This window comes from Aliivibrio wodanis (assembly GCF_052920805.1).
The window spans coordinates 184,528-204,615 of the sequence record NZ_JBREXA010000002.1 but is presented as its reverse complement, the minus strand read 5'-3'; the positions used below and the strand labels follow the sequence as shown (position 1 = coordinate 204,615).

Below are 20,088 nucleotides of genomic sequence, written 5' to 3'. Positions count from 1 at the left end.
TAAAACCCCGATAAGATTTCTCTTATCGGGGTTATTTTTTAGTGCTCTAACGAATACCTAATCAAGGTCATTTATCCTGATATTGCTTTGCTATCGCTTTAAATTCATCCTCAACTCGCATAAATGCTTCAACTATTTGAGGATCAAAGTGCGTTCCTTTTCCTTCTAGAATAATACCTCTTGCCTTCTCATGGCTAAACCCTGGCTTATATACTCGCTTTGAAATAAGTGCATCATAGACATCAGCTAGTGCCATTAAACGACCTGACAACGGTATGTCCTCACCTTCTAATTTTTGCGGATAGCCACTTCCATCCCACTTTTCATGGTGAGTTAATGCAATTTCTTTTGCTAGCATTAAGAAAGAACTATCCCCTTCCATTTGAGACTCAGCAATTGAAAGCGCTTGAGCTCCTATCATAGGATGCTGCTTCATGGTTTCAAATTCGTCGTCTGTTAATTTACCCGGTTTCAATAAAATATTATCAGGGATCCCGACTTTCCCAACATCATGCAACGGTGCTGATTTATAAAGAAGATCTATATATTCATCGCTAAGTAAAGAACTGTGAGAAGGTAACGCCTGCAAATCCAACGCGAGTGATTTAATATATTTCTGAGTTCGTAATATATGAGCCCCTGTTTCATTATCTCTTGATTCAGCTAAAGCAGAAAGGCCTACAATAGCCGAGTCTCGTGTTTGCTGAAGCTCTATCTTATTCTTCTCTAAATTCGATAGCATATTATTTGTAAGACTTCCTAAAACTCCAAATTCATCATGATTATAAATTGGAATTCGCGTACTCATTGAGCCTAAAGACACTTCATTTAATGCATTTTCTTTAGACCTAAGGACCACTGATAACTTCTTACCCCATAGAAACACAATACTGAAAGTGTAGAGAAACAATATGGTACTTATAAAAATAAATTCTTTAATGATGCTTATTTTCCCCTCACCATTAAAAAAACGTTCAGGCTGTTCCTCTAACCAAAATAGGTCCTTTACCGCAACCATAACAAGTGTTGTAGTCAGAGCAATAACCAATAAAATCATCAAAAACATAAATTGCTGGATGATCGACTCTCTTTCGCCATGTAGTTGAGTGTTTAAATAAGGACTATCAGACATATGCTGATATCGTTCAATTAAGGTAAGTTGTTCTGAGATTATCCCTGTGAATACCCCTAAAATAACCATTCCGAAAATTACCTTCAAATTACTTTCGATTGGAAATTCATGATTAACTCCCATAAATATAGAAAGTAAAATACCAAATAACGTAAAGTTAACGATTTCTTTAACTATTGGAGAGGCTTTGTTAAGTAATGAATTAGGTATAAAAATAAAGAAGCGAACCAAAAGCATAGCTAAAAATGTTAATCCAACCTCTACAAAAATTACCTTTTTAGGTAATGACTCGATAAAAGGGCACACAAAAATTCCATAGAAAATGAAAACTATAGCCCCAATACCATATAACCCACTGATATTCTTTTTATTTAATTGATAATTAATCATACAACCCTCATTAATAATTAACACAATAGTGACATTTGTTAAGTAAACTCTCAATATAATAATTTGTTGAATAAGTTTTACTCTCATGTGTTCATTGTTATGATTTCATTCTAAACATGGAGAAACTAATGAATAATATAGCAAAAGAACAACGTTATAAGCAGCGACAGGAAAAAATTAAAAATAATATAGATAAGCGTGTAGATGAAGCTCAAACAGAAAAAGGCTTATTAATAGTTATTACTGGCAATGGAAAAGGTAAAACAACCTCAGGTTTTGGTACCGTAGCCAGAGCTGTTGGACATGGCTTAAATTGTGTTGTTGCTCAATTTATTAAAGGTACATGGGATTGTGGTGAAAGAAACCTGCTAGAAGGCCATGGTGTCCCTTTCTATGTAATGAAAACAGGATTCACTTGGAATACCCAAGATAAAACCGCTGATACAGAAGCTGCACAGCGTGTATGGCAAGAGTGCAAAAAAAGCCTATCTGATGAATCAATCGATCTCGTTTTATTAGATGAGATGACTTATATGGTCACTTATGGTTATATCGAATTAGAAGAACTTAAAGCAGCCTTGGTAAATCGTCCAAAAATGCAATCTGTGGTAATTACAGGACGAGCAGCACATCGTGAGTTAATTGAAATGGCAGATACTGTTTCAGAAGTACGAAATGTGAAACATGCTTTTGATTCAGGTGTTAAAGCCCTAAAAGGCATCGACTGGTAGATCTCTCTATATCTTAATAAGAAAGAAAAATGGCCTGTATCTTAACGATTACAAGCCATTTTTTAGCTGTTATTGTTACGGTAAATTAATTAAAAAGTCCTTTCAGCAATTTACTTGCTGCTTCTTTTACTTTTTCATCTTTAATTTTATCACCATACTTCTCTTCAAGCTTTTCTATACCACGATCAATTTCTTTCTTAGCTTTTTGCTTCATAACATCATCAAACTCAAGCTTATATTTTGGCTTAGCCCATGGACCCGTAATTCTAATTGGTATGGTTACGTCTTTTAGATCATCAATATCTTTGCCGCCCTGACCTTTCAGAGAGCCTACGATAGAGGTCTTAATTAACATATTTGCAGTTTCATGAACATAACTCGCCGAACCTTCCCCATGAATACGCAGTAATGGAGATATCATTTTAATATTTTTCGTCGTTGCGTTACCTTTTGATAAATAAAAGTCTGCCGTTAATGCACTAAAGTCTGTTTTTTCAGCTTCTTCACTACCTTGAACTTTTTCACCTTTGATTTTTGCATAAGTTGTTCTAATCAATAATGGGATATTAACGCCATTAACTGCACCATCTGCAAAGTTAACGGATGCTTTACCTTTAAGGTTTTGTTTTAAAGCACTTGATTTTAAGCTCTTACCTGAAATATTAAGTGCCATATTGCCAGTACCTTCAACTAGGCTTTCACCCATAACATCAGTTAGTAAAGGAGCAACCTGTACACCTTTAATTGATTGCTTAAAGGTATACGTTGGCGTGGTATTACGAGCATCCAATGTTGCGGTCATATCAATGCCACCACTGTACAAGCTAGAGTGGAATTTTGTCAGTTTTAACACCCCACGATTCACTGAAAATACAGCAGTTACATTTTGCATCTTGGCATTACTTGCCTTAAATTTATCAATAACAATCGAGCCTGCCACATCAAGTGTTTTTAGTGCACTTAAATCAGGTTCCACTTCTTTCGCCTTACTAGTTGATGCTTTTTTATTACTATTTGTTGTTTTTTCAGTTGCTGTTGATTCACTCTGAGGTAAGGTTGCTAATAACGCATCAACATCAACATTTGGACTCTGCAATTCAAAACGTACTTTAGGAATATCGTTTAACTGCACGCTCATCTTGCCATTAAAATCAGTATCCACTGCTGATAGTGCTAATTTTTCAACCTTTAAGTTGGATTTATTTATATCAAATGAGCTGTTAAAACCAATAACAGCGGTAACATCTTCATTTGGCATCCCCTTACCTTTTACATTGTTTGTACTTGAAAAGTCTTTGATTTTAATAACATCTAGCGCTTTTGGCACATACAATGCAAATGCAGAATTTGAATTTATATCAAGCGCATTAGCCTTACCCGTCGCCTTTAAGCTAATGTTAGCCCACTCATCAAAAGAGAATTGATCAATGCTGAATCTGATATCTTTAAATTTATTTGATGCATCAGAATAAGAAGCAGTAAACTCAGTCTGCTTTAATGACGCCGCATCTAATGTAGCGGCAATATTTAAATCAGTCTTGCCGTCTAACGTCACTTTTTGCTGACCTAAGTCTCCCTTTAAATTAAAAGATAACTTTGCCCACTCACCTGGGCTGAACTGAGACAATGACAAATTCATATCACTAAAATACATTTTAGTGCCTGCTTTATCATCTTGAATAAGTACTTCCGCATTAGTTAATGCAATACCTTCTAAAGTCACCTTCCAATCATTAAGTTGTGCGCTAGGTTTTGTATTTTCAGTACTAACCGTTTCTACTGTCGCTTCTATAGATGTCGCTTCCGCTGTATCATTTGTTACTTTTTCTGGCCCAATGTTATCAAGGTTACTCAACCCATTTTTTAATGTGTGCAACGTAAAAGAAGCACCATCTAGAGTCACTAACCCAATATTAATTTCATGTTGGAATAGTGGACGTACATTAAGATCTAAAACGGCATTATTAAACTTCACAAGATCAGGAGTAGCAAAGCCATTCGGGTTACTTAGAGCAACTTCACCAATAGAGAAACCAATCGATGGGAAAAATCGCCACTCAATATCTCCATTAATGGTTAACTGACGTCCTGTTTGCGCTTGAATTTTGTCTTTGATTAATGGTTTAAACTCATTAGGATTAACAAGTAATACCAATACTAAAAAAGCAGCAATGACTGCAATAAAGGGGATGCTAACTAATAAGGCTAATTTTTTCACGGCCAAAATCCATCTAAGTGTATTAAAATAGTAACGATAATGTGAATTATGCCATTAGTTACGCCTAATAAACATAAGGTTATGATTAGTTATAGATCTAAATAGTATAAAGTGATAGAAAACAGATAAAAAAAAGGCCAACAATGACGTTGGCCTTTTTAGAAATCACTATATTACGCTTTTAATAGTCGCGAAATATGAGCTTTCAACACATCAATCGCAATTCGGTTTTTACCACCGCGTGGAACAATGATATCAGCGTGTTGTTTTGATGGATCAATAAATTGCATAAACATTGGGCGTACTGTTTTCTGATATTGCTGGAATACCGACTCCATTGTACGACCGCGTTCTTCTACATCACGTTTAGCACGGCGTAATAAACAAATATCTAATGGCGTATCCATAAACACACTTGCGTGCATTAAGTTACGTAAACGCGGATCAGTTAAAAGCAAAATACCTTCTAAGATAATCACTTTTTTAGGAGTCATCACTTCAACTTCAGAAGTTCGAGTGTGCTCAGTATAGCTATAGGTCGGAATATCAACCTTTTCACCACGCATAAGCTGCTCAAGGTGCTCACAAAGTAGTTCGTGATCAAGCGCGCTTGGGTGATCGTAATTTGTTTTGACTCTTTCTTCCATGGTCAGGTGGCTTTGGTCCTTGTAGTAACTGTCTTCAGTTATTACACCAATTTGATGATCGCCAACTTTTGCTCGTAGTTCGTTATAAATAGTCGAAGCGATCAAACTCTTACCTGAAGCTGATGCCCCTGCAATACCTACGATAATACAGTTTTGATTACTGTTTTCTGACATAAAAGATACCTAAAAGTGTGCGAGATACGGTGATTAAAATAAAACCGCCTAATTATAGGGATTACGAACTACACTTTCCACCGATAATTACACTTAACTTTGACACTATAATGACTTGAACATTATTTGGTCAACAATGACCTCTCCTTGCCAATACAAGCGGCTAGACACTTGCTCTGCTAATTGGATATAAAGTTGACTATGAGCACTCGTAACATTTGAAACCACACTTGGAGTCCCTGAATCCGTTTCACTTCGAATATCAATGTGTAAAGGAAGCTTACCTAATAATGGGATCGCATAATGTTTCGCCATTGATTCTGCACCGCCGGTCCCAAAGATAGCTTCTTCATGCCCACATTGAGAACAAATATGCACACTCATATTTTCGACAACACCAATAACGGGAATATCAACTTTAGTGAACATATTCACCCCTTTTATTGCATCCATTAACGCGAGATCTTGGGGGGTCGTGACAATCAATGCACCCGTAGTAGGGATTTGCTGCGACAAGGTTAATTGAATATCACCGGTACCTGGTGGCATATCAATGATCAAATAATCTAAGTCAGGCCATAAGGTTTCATTCACTAACTGTGACAATGCTTTAGAGGCCATTGGACCACGCCATACTGCCGCTTCTGCTTTATCAACTAGGTAACCAATTGAATTACTATAGAGACCATGAGCTTCAACCGGCATCATTCGATTATTATCGACAATGTTTGGTTTTTTATCTTCAACACCCAACATAAGAGGTACAGATGGTCCATAAATATCAGCATCTAAGATACCAACTCTAGCGCCTAGATGTTGAAGAGCTAGTGCTAAATTAACAGCCGTCGTTGATTTACCTACCCCTCCTTTACCTGAACTTACCGCTATAATATTCTTGACGCCTTTCACTGCCGGTTTATTTGTTTTTAAAGTCGCAGGTCTCATTACAACCACTACTGATAATGACGGTATCGCTAAGATTTCTTTTTGTAATTCAACCCAAGAGAGTAATTCCTGTTTAATTGAATCAGAAACAAAGGGCAATGTTATCGTGATCACGCCTGTTGCCGCGATTGAAACCATATTAGGGATCTCAGCCCAACCTTCACAAAGTTGTGAATGCGTAAATTCATTTAACCAATTTTTAATCTCTGCCATCGTTGTAAATGCCATCTTAGCAACTCCTCATCTATTTTTACTCATCCTATCACTAATTGAACCCTTGATCCTCTATGCTTTCTAGCTCGCTTCAGGTACTATTTATCTCTTAAAATTTTCACCCATCACATTAAGCGAAAGAGAAGATATGGCTACAGATCCGAGAAAAATTCTGGTTACATGTGCCCTACCGTATGCAAACGGTTCAATCCACCTAGGTCATATGCTTGAGCATATCCAAGCGGATATCTGGGTTCGTTACCAACGTTTACGCGGCAACGACGTTAACTTTATTTGTGCAGATGACGCTCACGGCACACCAATCATGCTTAAAGCTCAACAGATGGGTATCACTCCTGAAGAAATGATTGCAGCAGTTAGCGAAGAGCATCAAAAAGATTTCGCAGGCTTCGACATTAGCTTTGATAATTATCACAGCACACACAGTGATGAAAACCGTGAACTAGCGTCTCATATCTACTTAGAGCTAAAAAAGAACGGTTTTATTACTAGCCGTACTATCTCTCAGTTGTTTGACCCAGAAAAAGAGATGTTCTTACCTGACCGTTTTGTAAAAGGCACATGCCCAAAATGTAAGTCAGAAGAGCAATACGGTGATAACTGTGATAACTGTGGCGAAACTTACAGCCCTACTGATTTAATCAACCCTAAATCAGCCGTTTCAGGTGCTACACCTGTAATGAAAGATTCTGAGCATTTCTTCTTTGACTTACCTCAATTTGAAAGCATGCTAAAAGAATGGACTCGTTCTGGCTCTCTTCAAACTGAAACAGCAAACAAAATGCAAGAATGGTTTGAATCTGGTTTGCAACAATGGGATATCTCTCGTGATGCACCTTATTTTGGTTTTGAAATCCCAGGCGAAACAAACAAGTTCTTCTACGTTTGGCTAGATGCCCCAATTGGCTACATGGGTTCATTTAAAAACCTATGTGACAAGCGTGACGATCTAAACTTTGATGAATACTGGAAGAAAGACAGCACAACAGAGCTTTACCACTTCATCGGTAAAGACATTGTTTACTTCCACAGCCTATTCTGGCCTGCAATGCTAGAAGGCTCAGGTTTCCGTAAGCCAAACAATGTATTTGTTCATGGTTACGTTACTGTGAATGGCGCAAAAATGTCTAAATCAAAAGGCACATTCATTAAAGCAGGTACTTACTTAAATCACTTAGATCCTGAGTGTTTACGTTATTACTACGCAGCTAAACTTAACAGCCGTATTGATGATCTTGATTTAAACCTTGAAGATTTCACTCAACGTGTAAACTCTGATGTCGTAAACAAGATTGTTAACCTAGCTTCTCGTAACGCTGGTTTCATTACTAAACGTTTTGATGGCAAACTTTCTGATAACTTTGTTGCTCCTGAGCTTTACAACGAATTCGTTGCTGCTGAAAGTCGCATTGCTGAGCTATACGAAACTCGTGAATTTAGTCGTGCTATTCGTGAAATTACCGCACTTGCTGATAAAGCAAACCAGTACATTGACGAAAAAGCACCTTGGGTTCTTGCGAAAGAAGAAGGTAAAGAACAAGAGCTACAAGAAGTCGCTTCTGTTGGTATTAACCTGTTCCGCGTATTAATGGCTTACCTAAAACCAGTAATGCCAGAGCTTGCTGCACGTACTGAAGCTTTCTTAAATGAAACACTAACGTGGGAAGCGATTGCACAACCACTAACGTCTCATGAAATCACTAAGTTCAAAGCACTATTTGCTCGTATTGATCCTAAGAAAGTAGAAGCAATGGTTGAAGCATCAAAAGAAGATGCAGCAATTGAAATGGCAGCAAAAGAGAAAGCAGAAGCGGAAAAAGAAAAAGCAAGCCAAACTGAACTAGACAAAGAACCAATCGCAGATGAGATTGAATTCGATGCGTTCGAAGCTGTTGATATGCGTATTGCTCGTATTATCTCTTGTGAAGAAGTTCCAAAGGCAAACAAACTGCTTAAATTCCAACTAGACATCGGCGGTGAAACTCGTCAAGTATTCTCTGGGATTAAATCAGCATACAAGCCTGAAGAGCTAGAAGGTAAGCTAACTGTTATGGTTGCTAACCTTAAACCTCGTAAGATGAAGTTTGGTATGTCTGAAGGTATGATCCTAGCAGCTGGCCCTGGTGGTAAAGATCTTTGGATCCTTGAACCACACGAAGGTGCTCAACCTGGTATGCGTGTAATGTAATTCTTTTTTTAAAGAAGCTTACAAACAAAAATAGAGACCGAATGGTCTCTATTTTTTTATCTATTTATAGGTGATTACAAACTTATAAAACTGATGCTAAAGAAAGATTAATCTCATTTAATACTTGCGATGGATTCTCAGCTTGTGTAATTGGGCGTCCAATCACTAAGTAATCAGACCCTGAAGTAATCGCATCTACTGGCGTCATTATACGCTTCTGATCACCAACAGCAGAGCCTGCAGGACGAATACCAGGAGTCACTAATTTAAATTCTTTACCTAGGTCAGATTTTAACATTGATGCTTCTTGTGCTGAACACACAACGCCGTCTAAGCCACTATTCTTAGTCAATGCAGCAAGACGTTTCACTTGTTCTTGTGGTGCAATATCTAAGCCAATACCCGCTAAATCTTGTTGCTCCATACTTGTGAGTACTGTCACCCCAATAAGTAGTGGTCGATCTTTACCATACGCTTCTAAAATCTCACGTGATGCTGTCATCATACGCTCACCGCCACTCGCGTGAACATTAACCATCCATACATCCATTTCAGCAGCAGCACGTACCGCTTTTGAACACGTATTAGGGATATCATGAAACTTTAAATCTAGAAAAACAGAAAAACCACGCTTATGAAGCTCTTTTACAAACTCAGGGCCAAATAAAGTAAACATCTCTTTGCCTACTTTGAGTCGGCAAGAGCTAGGATCAATTTTATCAACAAATGCTAATGCGTCTGCTTGATTGTCATAATCCAATGCCACAATCACCTTTTGGTCTTTCATTTTCTCTCCTTGGGAAATTAATCTACTTATATTTTATTTAAAAAAAGAGGCACAAATTGCGCCTCTTAATTATTCACCATCTAAACCTTTAATAGGCTTAATAACGCCCCATCCTTTACAAGAAGGACATTGCCAAAATAGTCGATGTGCAGAAAAACCACACTTACTGCAGCGATAGTTTGGCTTCATTTTTAACTGCTCTCCTACCAAGTGTTGTAAACTTGCTAGACTTGCTTTTGCTCGACCATCTTCAGCTTCATCAACATGATAGCCCATCAGGCGATAGAAACCTTTCATTGTAGGGTTTTTAAGGAGCTGCTTAGTCATATAACCTTGTGCTAACGCCGTGCCTTCATGCTTAGCTATTAAATTAGAAAGCATAAGCTCTGCACTTGCTCCAGCCCCTTTTGCAATCGCTTCTTTTAAAAAATTAAGTAGTGAACCTTCTCTATCTAGATGTTCATAGCACTCAGCTAACAGCGGCAACGCTTCACTTATAAAGTCGATATCTTGATCAAGTACTGACTCTAACTGGCTTGCTGCCCCTTTATAATTTTCTTCTTCTATGAGTAATTTAGCCAAAATAATCGATGCACGTACACATTGATTATCAATTGATAATGCTTTTTTCAGATTCTGCTTGGCTTTGTTTAAATTACTCTCAGCAAGCTCTTGCATTGCTAATTCACAGTAGTAGTGAGCAATATCAGGTTTTAGCTTTTTCTTACCCATTTTAACCAAACTATTAGCAAAGGTAATGGCTTGCTCCCATTCACGAGTTTGTTGATGAATAGCAACAAGTTGCAATAAAGCCGCTTCTTTATGATCAGGTTCATCGACCAATTGTTCAAATATTTTTTCTGCTCGATCAAGAATACCAGCAACCATATAATCTTTGGCTAATTGCTGCAGAGCGATATTACGTTGATCTAACGTTAGATTTGGACGAGCAATGAGGTTTTGGTGAATTTTAATTGCTCGATCAACCTCTCCTCTGCTTCTAAAAAGGTTACCTAGTGCAAGGTGAGTATCAATCGTATCACTATCAACTTGAAGCAGTTCAATGAAATGATCTACCGCTTTATCTGATTGATCAGAAAGCAATAGATTAAGACCCGCCACATATTGACGTGACAGGTGATTAGTATCTTTTTGACGTTGTTGTCTCGCACTCCTATTACCCATATACCAACCGTATCCGGCAGCAATAGGCAATAATAGGAATAGCAGCTCTAACATTCAGCGATTACCCTTTTGTTGAATCCAAGCGTAATTTATCAAGCTCTACCGTTTTCTTATCAAGGCGCTTGCGTAAACGACGTTGAGTCATACTAACTTTCAAATACATACTTCCACAAATCAACCAACCTAATCCAAAGCCTGTTGCAAAGAAAATGCCTAACAAAGTAGAAAGCTGAAAGTCACCCTGAGCCAATAAATAGTTGAAATTAACAACAATTTGGTTCTGAGCTCCAACAGCTAATGAAATCAGAAATAGAGAAACTAATAAAACAGCAACAATAATTTTCACTGGTCTTCCCTCAAGTTAATGAATATCTAATAATCTCTTATTTTACAGCTCTAAAGATACACCTAAATGCCCTTAAAATGAACATAAAAAAACGGCATACTTAAAAGTATGCCGTTTTTATATGCTAATTCACATCAGCTGAAATTCACACGTTCACGCAGTTCTTTACCTGGTTTAAAGTGAGGAACGAATTTACCATCCAATTCTACTTTATCACCAGTTTTTGGATTACGACCTAAACGAGGCTCTCGATAGTGTAGAGAAAAACTACCAAAACCACGAATCTCTATACGATCACCGCCTTCTAGCGTTGTTGCCATCTGCTCAAGGATTTCCTTGACTGTATCTTCAACCTGCTTAGCAGAAAGTTGAGGCTTTTTACTACACAGTTGTTCAATCAGTTCAGATTTTGTCATAAATGACCTCTCCTACGTTATCGAAAGAAAAGGGAGCATTACGCTCCCTTTAAATTTACTTATTCGCCTTTAGCTGCTTTGAAAGCGTCAGCCATTGCGCTACCGAAACCACCATCTTCTGGTTGAGTATTCAGTGTTGCCATTGCTTCTTGCTCATCAGCTTCATCTTTAGCTTTGATAGATAGGTTAACTACGCGGTTCTTACGGTCTACACCAGTGAACTTCGCTTCAACGCTATCGCCAACGCTTAGGATTAGAGATGCATCTTCAATACGGTCACGAGAAAGCTCAGAAGTACGGATGTAACCTTCTACGCTATCTGCAAGAGTAATTGTAGCGCCTTTAGCGTCAACAGCTGAAACAGTACCGTTTACTAGAGTACCTTTCTTGTTGTCTGCTAGGTAGTTGTTAAATGGGTCTTCTTCCATTTGTTTAACACCTAGAGAAATACGCTCACGCTCAGCATCAACAGCTAGAACAACAGCAGAGATTTCGTCGCCTTTCTTGTACTCACGTACCGCGTCTTCACCTGTAGCATTCCAAGAAATGTCAGATAGGTGAACTAGACCGTCGATGCCGCCGTCAAGACCGATGAAGATACCAAAGTCAGTGATAGATTTGATCTTACCAGTAACGTGGTCGCCTTTAGCTTGCGCTTCAGCGAATGTCTGCCAAGGGTTAGCTTTACATTGCTTAAGACCTAGAGAGATACGACGACGTTCTTCGTCAATCTCAAGAACCATAACCTCAACTTCGTCGCCTACATTAACAACTTTAGAAGGGTGGATGTTCTTGTTAGTCCAATCCATTTCAGAAACGTGTACTAGACCTTCAACGCCTTCTTCGATTTCAACGAAGCAGCCGTAATCAGTTAGGTTAGTAACACGACCAGAAAGTTTGTGACCTTCTGGGTAACGCTTAGCGATAGCTACCCATGGATCTTCGCCAAGTTGCTTAAGACCTAGAGAAACACGAGTGCGCTCACGATCGAACTTAAGAACTTTAACATTGATCTCGTCACCAACATTTACGATCTCAGATGGGTGCTTAACACGCTTCCAAGCCATATCTGTGATGTGTAGTAGACCGTCAACGCCACCTAGATCAACGAATGCACCGTAGTCAGTAAGGTTCTTAACGATACCTTTAACTTCCATGCCTTCTTGTAGAGAAGCAAGTAGCTCATCACGTTCAACACTGTTTTCTGATTCGATAACAGCACGACGTGAAACAACAACGTTATTACGTTTTTGGTCAAGCTTAATTACTTTGAACTCTAGCTCTTTGCCTTCAAGGTGCAGAGTGTCGCGTACTGGACGTACATCAACAAGAGAACCAGGTAGGAATGCACGGATACCGTTAAGTTCAACTGTGAAGCCGCCTTTAACTTTACCGTTGATAACACCCATAACTGTTTCAGCATCTTCGTATGCTTTTTCAAGTTGAATCCAAGCTTCGTGACGCTTCGCTTTCTCACGAGAAAGTTGAGTTTCACCGAAACCATCTTCAACAGCGTCAAGAGCAACGTCTACTTCAGAACCAACTTCAACTTCAAGTTCGCCAGCAGCGTTCTTGAATTGTTCAGCTGGGATTGCTGCTTCAGATTTTAGGCCAGCGTCAACAAGAACGAAACCGTTCTCGATAGCTACTACAGTACCTTTAACGATGCTGCCTTGTTGGAATTCAGTTTCAGATAGAAACTCTTCAAAGAGTTGAGCAAAAGATTCAGTCATTAATTTGATCTTCAATATTAAACGTCCATGGGTATCCTACCGCATGGGGTTGATAGTAAGGTTAGTTATCATCCTTGCAACTAACTAAGTTTTTAATTATAGCTTAGATTCAATAAAAGCAATAGCTTGAGCTACAACTTCTTCAATATTCATTGACGTTGAATCTAATACTAAAGCGTCTTCAGCAGGACGTAATGGCGCGACAGCTCTATTGCGGTCTCGATCATCACGTTCTTGAATTTCGCCTAAAAGACGGTCAAATCTAACATCTAACCCCTTCTGTTGCAACTGCTTCATTCGGCGATTCGCTCGTTCTTCCGCACTTGCATCTAAAAATATCTTAACTTCTGCGCCCGTAAATACGACAGTTCCCATATCTCGGCCATCAGCAACAAGACCGGGAGCGGAAGCAAAAGCCCTTTGACGACGCAATAAAGCTTCACGTACTTGTGGTAATGCCGCGACTTTTGAAGCCGCCATTCCGGTCTCTTCTTTACGAAGTTCAGAAGATACATCTTCGCCTTCTAAGATAACTTTTACTAAATCACCTTCGGCTTTAAATTGTACGTCTAGATTTGCAGCAAGAGGAACAAGTGCATCTTCTGAATCTAAATCAACGCCATGGTGGATTGCTGCTAATGCTAGCACACGATAAATCGCACCAGAATCTAATAAGTTATAACCTAGCTTTTCTGCAAGTAACATGCACAACGTGCCTTTACCTGCTCCACTTGGACCATCAACAGTAACGACTGGTGAATGAGTTGTCATGGAGTTCTCCAATTATTTATTGTGATTGGTTTCTACGGGCGCATTATACCCAAGTCAGATTATTTATATACTCTAGATAGCCAAAAACTAAAAAAGCCCTATATCTTTTTATACAGGGCTTATGTCAATAAAATCGTACTGTTACTTATAAATCAAAAATCACACACTTAACTCTTTTAATTTATCAAAATAATCAGGGAACGTTTTTGATGTACAACCAGGATCATTAATCGTCACTGGCGTATCACTCAAGGCCACGAGTGAAAAACACATCGCCATACGGTGATCATCATAAGTATCAATCGCGGCATGCTTTAATGATGTAGGTGGCGTTATCGTAATGTAATCCTCACCTTCCTCGACTTCTGCACCCACTTTTCTTAATTCTGTCGCCATCGCCGCTAAGCGATCCGTTTCTTTTACACGCCAGTTATATACATTGCGAATAGAAGTCGTACCTTCTGCGAATAACGCTGCTGTCGCTATTGTCATCGCGGCATCAGGAATATGATTAAAATCCATATCAACGGCTTTTAACTCTCCTTTGCGTGCAATAACATAATCATCACCCCATTCAATATCAGCCCCCATAGCCGCTAACGCATCAGCAAACTGAACATCACCTTGAATGCTTTTTTTGCCAATACCAGTGACTTTAACCGAACCACCTTTAATGGCTGCAGCCGCTAAGAAATAAGACGCTGACGATGCATCACCTTCAACAAGAAAGTCCCCCGGCGCTACATACGTTTGATTAGCTGGAACGACAAAGGTTTGATAGTTTTGGTTATCAATCTTAACTCCAAACGTTGCCATTATATCTAATGTAATATCAATGTATGGTTTAGAGACTAAATCACCAACAATATTAATCGTAGTATCTTGAGTTGATAATGGTGCCGCCATTAAAAAAGCAGTTAAAAATTGACTTGAGATAGAGCCATCAATTTCTACCGTTCCGCCTTTTAAGCCTGTCCCTTTAATTTTTAATGGTGGATAGTTTTCATTTTCTAAATATTCAACATCAGCACCAGCCGCTTTTAATGCGGAAACTAGATGACCAATGGGACGCTCTTTCATGCGAGGTTCGCCAGTAAGAACGAACTCACCTTTACCAAGGCATAATGCAGCCGCTAATGGTCTCATTGCTGTTCCTGCATTACCAAGAAAGAGCTCCAAGGCTTCACTTGGCTCAAAAGCTTGGCCTAAGCCAATAACTTCACAAACTGTTTTATCTTCGGATAAATTATATTCAACACCTAATGACTTTAATGCATTAAGCATGTGACGAATATCATCACTATCAAGTAGATTAGTAAGTGTGGTTTTCCCAGAAGCCAATGCGGCAAGTAATAATGCTCGATTTGAAACACTTTTTGAGCCAGGTAGATTTATTTGACCATCAATTTTTGAAATTGGTTGAAGAGTTAAGCTTTCCATGTTTATGTAAAAATTCCTATACAAATAAATAATAATGCTACGCTCGGTATTTTCACCTCATGATTGCATAGCTGTTTCAGCTTTCATTGTTATTTTTTGTTATTCTTCATACTTTCAGAGTAACGAAAACCAAAGCGTTGTACCAGAGGCAATGTCGTCTCTTTACTTAAAAATAATGAATACTTATTTCTTTTACTTATGACTATCTATTTACCCCAAGTTGATTTAAATGGAACAAGTCCGTTCCCAGCCATCGAAAGTGCATTAAATGATCCTGATGGATTACTTGCAATGGGGGGAGACTTATCTTCAGTTCGTCTACTCAATGCTTACCAACATGGTATTTTCCCTTGGTATAGTTTTGGTGATCCTATTTTATGGTGGAGCCCGAGTATTCGAGGTATTTTTTTACCGGCTCAATTTTCACCATCGAAGAGTTTAAAAAAGTTTTTTAGAAAATCGAACTATGAAGTCACTATAAACAAATCAACGGCTCAAGTGATTGAACTTTGTGCATCCACTAGAAGTTCAGAAGAGACGTGGATCATGCCTGAAATGATCCAGGCTTATAAACACCTCGCGATATCAGGTATCTGTCATTCTGTTGAAGTCTGGTGTAATAATGAACTTGTTGGTGGACTGTATGGCCTCCAAATTGGTCAAGTATTTTGTGGTGAGTCTATGTTCTCATTACAAACAAATGCATCTAAAATAGCACTATGGCAGTTTTGTGAGCACTTTGTGGCTTCTGGCGGGCAGTTGATTGATTGCCAAATGATGAACCCTCACCTTGAAAGTTTAGGTGCAATCGAAATGAAAAGAGCCGACTTCAAGATAAAGTTAGATCAATTAGCTAACCAAACAGTCAGTTCACACTGTTATCTTCCACAACCTATTGGGAATAATTTCTAATCATGAGTCAATTTTCTCTTCAAGTGGGCTTAACCCCTGAGGGCCCTTGTAGCTATCTACCTGGACAACAAGAGCGCCTTGGTGTAGCTATGGATACAGATCTTCATTCTCCTCTTGGTTATCAAACTTTGATTCGCTTAGGCTTTCGACGCAGTGGGCCTACTGTATATAAACCGATGTGTGAAGCTTGTAATGCTTGTCAACCCTTAAGAATAAACGCGAATGAATTCACACCTAGTAAGAATCAGAAACGAATTTTAAATAAATTATCTTCGTTTACTTGGGAAATAAAAACAGAAATGGATCCTGAATGGTTTTCATTGTATGAACGTTACATTAATGCTCGTCATCAATCAGGTACTATGTTTCCCGCGAATAAAGAACAGTTCTTTGAATTTTCTCATGCTGATTGGTTAACTAATCATTTTCTTCATATTTATGAAAATAATACGCTTATTGCCATTGCCGTTACAGACATACTTTCTGATTCTATAAGTGCTATGTATACTTTTTTTGAACCTGAACACCCGTTATCTCTTGGAACTATATCCATCCTAGTTCAGATTAAATTATGTATAAACCTTGGTAAAAATTGGTTATATCCGGGCTATCAAATAGATGATTGCCCAGCGATGAAATATAAAGATCGATATAAACCTAACCAAAAGCTAGTAAATATGGTCTGGCAAGGGTAAAATGCCCACCAAACTTTACATACATCATTTTTAAGAGCAATATTAGCTGCTTAAAAATCAGCCAAAGCTATCTATATAAAGAGGATTCAATGGCAAAAGAAGACGCAATTGAGCTGCAAGGCACGGTTCTAGATACACTACCAAACACTATGTTTCGTGTAGAATTAGAAAACGGTCACGTTGTTACTGCTCATATCTCAGGTAAAATGCGTAAAAACTACATCCGTATTCTTACTGGTGACAAAGTAACAGTTGAAATGACGCCTTACGATTTATCTAAAGGCCGTATCGTCTTCCGTGCTCGTTAATTTGTCATTTTTAGCAACTTAGTTTGCTATAAATAAACAATAAAAAAACCCAGTCAATGACTGGGTTTTTTATTATCGAATATAATTTGCACTATATTATTAATGTACAGCTTCTGCTTCACTAGTAAACTCAAAGGCAAGCTCTCCGCCTTTATTAAGCTTAACTCGAACCGTACCACCGTTAACTAGCTCACCAAATAACAATTCATTTGCCATTGGTTTTTTCAGATTCTCTTGAATAACTCGAGCCATTGGGCGTGCACCCATTGCTTTATCATAGCCTTTATCTGCAAGCCACTCTTTCGCTTCTTGTGATACTTCCATTGAAACACCACGAGAATCCAACTGAACTTGCAATTCTACAATGAACTTCTCAACAACAAGAGATATCACATCTTTGCTTAAATGTTCGAACCAAATAATGTTATCTAAACGGTTTCTAAATTCAGGCGTAAATATTTTTTTAATCGCAGCCATCGCATCAGTACTATGATCTTGTTGAATAAGACCAATCGATTTTTTCACCGTTTCTTGAACTCCCGCATTGGTTGTCATAACAAAAACCACATTACGGAAGTCTGCTTTACGACCATTATTATCTGTCAGCGTACCATTATCCATAATTTGAAGTAGTAAGTTAAAAACATCTGGATGTGCTTTTTCTAGCTCATCAAGTAAAACCACAGAGTGAGGATGTTTAATTACTGCATCTGTTAGTAGGCCACCTTGTTCATAACCAACGTAACCTGGGGGTGCGCCGATCAAACGACTGACGGTATGACGCTCACCATATTCAGACATATCAAAACGAAGAAGCTCAATACCAAGTGCTTTTGCTAATTGAACCGTTACTTCTGTTTTACCAACCCCTGTTGGACCTGCAAACAAGAATGAACCAACCGGTTTATTATCCGCACCTAGCCCTGCTCTACTTAACTTAATTGCTTCACATAACACATCAATGCCTTGGTCTTGTCCAAACACTAACATTTTAAGCTTAGCATCCAGTTTTTTCAGCACATCTTTATCACTAGAAGATACTGATTTTTCTGGAATACGAGCCATCTTAGCTACCATTGATTCTATATCAGCAACATTGATGGTTTTCTTTCGACGACTGATAGGAGTTAAACGACAGCGCGCGCCCGCCTCATCAATAACATCAATCGCTTTATCTGGTAAATGACGCTCATTAATGTACTTAGCCGACAGTTCTACCGCCGCTCGTAGCGCTTTATTGGTATAACGAACTTCATGATGCTCTTCATACTTACTCTTCAGGCCAATTAAGATCTTAGTAGTATCGTCAAGAGATGGTTCTAAAATATCAATTTTTTGAAAACGACGAGCCAAAGCACGTTCTTTTTCAAAAATAGTGCTGTGCTCTTGATAAGTTGTTGAGCCAATACAGCGTAATTTCCCGCTACTTAGTAGAGGTTTAATTAAGTTCGCAGCGTCAACTTGACCACCAGAAGCGGCTCCCGCACCAATAATAGTGTGAATCTCGTCAATAAATAAAATCGCATGTTCTTCTTTTTCAAGCTGCTTTAAAATAGCTTTAAAGCGTTTTTCAAAGTCACCACGATACTTGGTACCTGCTAATAGGGAACCAATATCTAAAGAATAAATAATACAATCTTGAATTACATCAGGAACTTGTCCTTCAACAATACGCCAAGCAAGACCTTCTGCTATTGCTGTTTTACCTACACCAGCTTCACCAACTAATAGTGGGTTATTTTTACGACGACGGCACAATACTTGAATAGTTCGCTCAAGTTCTTGATCACGGCCTATCAGAGGATCGATTCCCCCATTCTTAGCTACTTGGTTTAGGTTTGTTGCAAAGCTTTCTAATTTATCTTCAGAGCCAGATTCTACTGCTGCTTCTGCATTATTTGAATCAGAATGATCATCACGATGCTCAGGTGCACCATGTGAGATAAAATTAACAATATCTAAGCGACTAATATCATTCTTTTTAAGGAGGTAGGCGGCATGAGATTCTTGTTCACTAAATATAGCAACAAGGACATTTGCGCCAGTAACTTCATTACGCCCTGAAGATTGAACATGGAAAACAGCACGTTGAAGAACACGCTGAAAACTTAGCGTTGGCTGTGTTTCACGGCTTTCGTCATCAACAGGAATTAATGGTGTAGTTTGTGTAATGAATTCATCGATCTCAGCAGCTAAAGCATCTAAGTCAGTATGACAAGCTAACAATGCCTCATGAGCTGATGGGTTCTCTAATAGAGCAAATAGTAGGTGCTCTACTGTCATAAATTCATGACGCTTTTCACGTGCACGAGCAAACGCACTGTTCAAACTTGCTTCTAATTCTTTATTTAACATAGGAACCCTCCCAAAACACCAAATAATGGTGTAACGAACAAACTTACGCTTGCTCCATTGTACACAGTAGTGGGTGCTCATTATCACGCGAATACGTATTAACTTGCGCAACTTTTGTTTCAGCAACTTCAGCAGTAAAAACCCCACATACTGCTTTCCCTTCATAATGCACTGTAAGCATTAATTGTGTCGCTTTCTCCAAATCCATGGAAAAAAATTTATCTAAAATTTCAACAACAAACTCCATAGGAGTGTAATCATCATTATTCAAAACCACTTTATACATTGGCGGTGGTTTTAACCCTGTTTTCTCCAATTCCAGAACATCTGAATCAGGAGAAACCCATTCATATAATTTACTCATTTCGACAACTAATTTTCAGCTAAATAATATTATTGATACTTCAAAGCATCTCACTTTAGCCTAATCTAGTCTAAGGGCTACATCAAACAAAAGATGCTATTTTAGTGTTCTTATTCA

General features: G+C 38.4%; 18 protein-coding genes. 5 read left to right on the top strand and 13 right to left on the bottom strand.

The window, feature by feature from the left end; all coding sequences use genetic code 11:
* Positions 1 to 67: 67 nt before the first annotated feature.
* The gene (locus ACU5DF_RS08865; protein ID WP_446712597.1) at positions 68 to 1,522 is read right to left on the bottom strand and encodes an HD-GYP domain-containing protein; all 1,455 of its coding nucleotides are present in this window, start codon (positions 1,520 to 1,522) and stop codon (positions 68 to 70) included.
* Between the two features lie 128 nt (positions 1,523 to 1,650).
* Here ACU5DF_RS08865 and cobO point away from each other — a divergent pair, with 128 nt between their 5' ends.
* On the top strand, positions 1,651 to 2,253 hold the full coding sequence (cobO, locus tag ACU5DF_RS08860) for a cob(I)yrinic acid a,c-diamide adenosyltransferase (protein ID WP_446712596.1): 603 nt from the start codon (positions 1,651 to 1,653) through the stop codon (positions 2,251 to 2,253).
* An 85-nt stretch (positions 2,254 to 2,338) separates the two neighbouring features.
* Here cobO and ACU5DF_RS08855 read toward each other — a convergent pair whose 3' ends face one another.
* The 3 genes from ACU5DF_RS08855 to apbC form a co-directional block, all read right to left on the bottom strand.
* Positions 2,339 to 4,471 carry an AsmA family protein gene (locus tag ACU5DF_RS08855; RefSeq protein WP_446712595.1) on the bottom strand — a complete coding sequence of 711 codons (2,133 nt, stop codon included), beginning with the start codon at positions 4,469 to 4,471 and terminating at the stop codon, positions 2,339 to 2,341.
* A 173-nt stretch (positions 4,472 to 4,644) separates the two neighbouring features.
* Positions 4,645 to 5,292 carry a uridine kinase gene (udk, locus tag ACU5DF_RS08850; RefSeq protein WP_045102539.1) on the bottom strand — a complete coding sequence of 216 codons (648 nt, stop codon included), beginning with the start codon at positions 5,290 to 5,292 and terminating at the stop codon, positions 4,645 to 4,647.
* 105 nt (positions 5,293 to 5,397) lie between these two features.
* Positions 5,398 to 6,465: an iron-sulfur cluster carrier protein ApbC gene (apbC, locus tag ACU5DF_RS08845; RefSeq protein WP_446712594.1), complete on the bottom strand. Its 1,068-nt coding sequence runs from the start codon at positions 6,463 to 6,465 to the stop codon at positions 5,398 to 5,400.
* Positions 6,466 to 6,598: 133 nt separating this feature from the next.
* Here apbC and metG point away from each other — a divergent pair, with 133 nt between their 5' ends.
* Entirely contained in the window at positions 6,599 to 8,659 is a 2,061-nt protein-coding gene (gene metG / locus ACU5DF_RS08840; protein WP_446712593.1) for a methionine--tRNA ligase, read from the top strand.
* A gap of 82 nt (positions 8,660 to 8,741) precedes the next feature.
* Here the strand turns inward: metG and pyrF are convergent, their stop codons facing one another.
* From pyrF to aroA, 7 genes are all read right to left on the bottom strand, one after another.
* Complete coding sequence (pyrF, locus tag ACU5DF_RS08835; RefSeq protein ID WP_446712592.1) at positions 8,742 to 9,446, bottom strand: orotidine-5'-phosphate decarboxylase; 705 nt, start codon at positions 9,444 to 9,446, stop codon at positions 8,742 to 8,744.
* Positions 9,447 to 9,515: 69 nt separating this feature from the next.
* Positions 9,516 to 10,685 carry a lipopolysaccharide assembly protein LapB gene (lapB, locus tag ACU5DF_RS08830; RefSeq protein ID WP_446712591.1) on the bottom strand — a complete coding sequence of 390 codons (1,170 nt, stop codon included), beginning with the start codon at positions 10,683 to 10,685 and terminating at the stop codon, positions 9,516 to 9,518.
* Between the two features lie 7 nt (positions 10,686 to 10,692).
* Entirely contained in the window at positions 10,693 to 10,977 is a 285-nt protein-coding gene (locus ACU5DF_RS08825; RefSeq protein WP_045102544.1) for a LapA family protein, read from the bottom strand.
* Positions 10,978 to 11,111: 134 nt separating this feature from the next.
* A complete protein-coding gene (ihfB, locus tag ACU5DF_RS08820) occupies positions 11,112 to 11,393 on the bottom strand; it encodes an integration host factor subunit beta (RefSeq protein WP_045102545.1) in 282 nt (93 codons plus the stop codon).
* Between the two features lie 59 nt (positions 11,394 to 11,452).
* On the bottom strand, positions 11,453 to 13,126 hold the full coding sequence (rpsA, locus tag ACU5DF_RS08815; RefSeq protein ID WP_045102546.1) for a 30S ribosomal protein S1: 1,674 nt from the start codon (positions 13,124 to 13,126) through the stop codon (positions 11,453 to 11,455).
* A gap of 96 nt (positions 13,127 to 13,222) precedes the next feature.
* Positions 13,223 to 13,897, bottom strand: a complete 675-nt coding sequence (gene cmk / locus ACU5DF_RS08810) for a (d)CMP kinase (protein ID WP_045102547.1) — start codon at positions 13,895 to 13,897, stop codon at positions 13,223 to 13,225.
* Between the two features lie 159 nt (positions 13,898 to 14,056).
* A complete protein-coding gene (gene aroA, locus ACU5DF_RS08805) occupies positions 14,057 to 15,337 on the bottom strand; it encodes a 3-phosphoshikimate 1-carboxyvinyltransferase (RefSeq protein ID WP_446712590.1) in 1,281 nt (426 codons plus the stop codon).
* Positions 15,338 to 15,535: 198 nt separating this feature from the next.
* On the opposite strand from aroA, the gene aat reads away from it, so the two are divergent.
* From aat to infA, 3 genes are all read left to right on the top strand, one after another.
* Positions 15,536 to 16,249, top strand: a complete 714-nt coding sequence (gene aat / locus ACU5DF_RS08800; protein ID WP_446712589.1) for a leucyl/phenylalanyl-tRNA--protein transferase — start codon at positions 15,536 to 15,538, stop codon at positions 16,247 to 16,249.
* 2 nt (positions 16,250 to 16,251) lie between these two features.
* The gene (locus tag ACU5DF_RS08795) at positions 16,252 to 16,944 is read left to right on the top strand and encodes an arginyltransferase (protein ID WP_045102550.1); all 693 of its coding nucleotides are present in this window, start codon (positions 16,252 to 16,254) and stop codon (positions 16,942 to 16,944) included.
* A gap of 89 nt (positions 16,945 to 17,033) precedes the next feature.
* Positions 17,034 to 17,252, top strand: coding sequence for a translation initiation factor IF-1 (infA, locus tag ACU5DF_RS08790; protein ID WP_005420180.1), 219 nt, complete (start codon positions 17,034 to 17,036; stop codon positions 17,250 to 17,252).
* A gap of 99 nt (positions 17,253 to 17,351) precedes the next feature.
* Here the strand turns inward: infA and clpA are convergent, their stop codons facing one another.
* Both clpA and clpS read right to left on the bottom strand, forming a co-directional pair.
* Positions 17,352 to 19,607 (bottom strand): ATP-dependent Clp protease ATP-binding subunit ClpA, encoded by a 2,256-nt coding sequence (gene clpA / locus ACU5DF_RS08785; protein WP_045102551.1) that lies wholly within the window; start codon positions 19,605 to 19,607, stop codon positions 17,352 to 17,354.
* A 43-nt stretch (positions 19,608 to 19,650) separates the two neighbouring features.
* Complete coding sequence (gene clpS / locus ACU5DF_RS08780) at positions 19,651 to 19,971, bottom strand: ATP-dependent Clp protease adapter ClpS (RefSeq protein WP_045102552.1); 321 nt, start codon at positions 19,969 to 19,971, stop codon at positions 19,651 to 19,653.
* Positions 19,972 to 20,088: the final 117 nt, after the last annotated feature.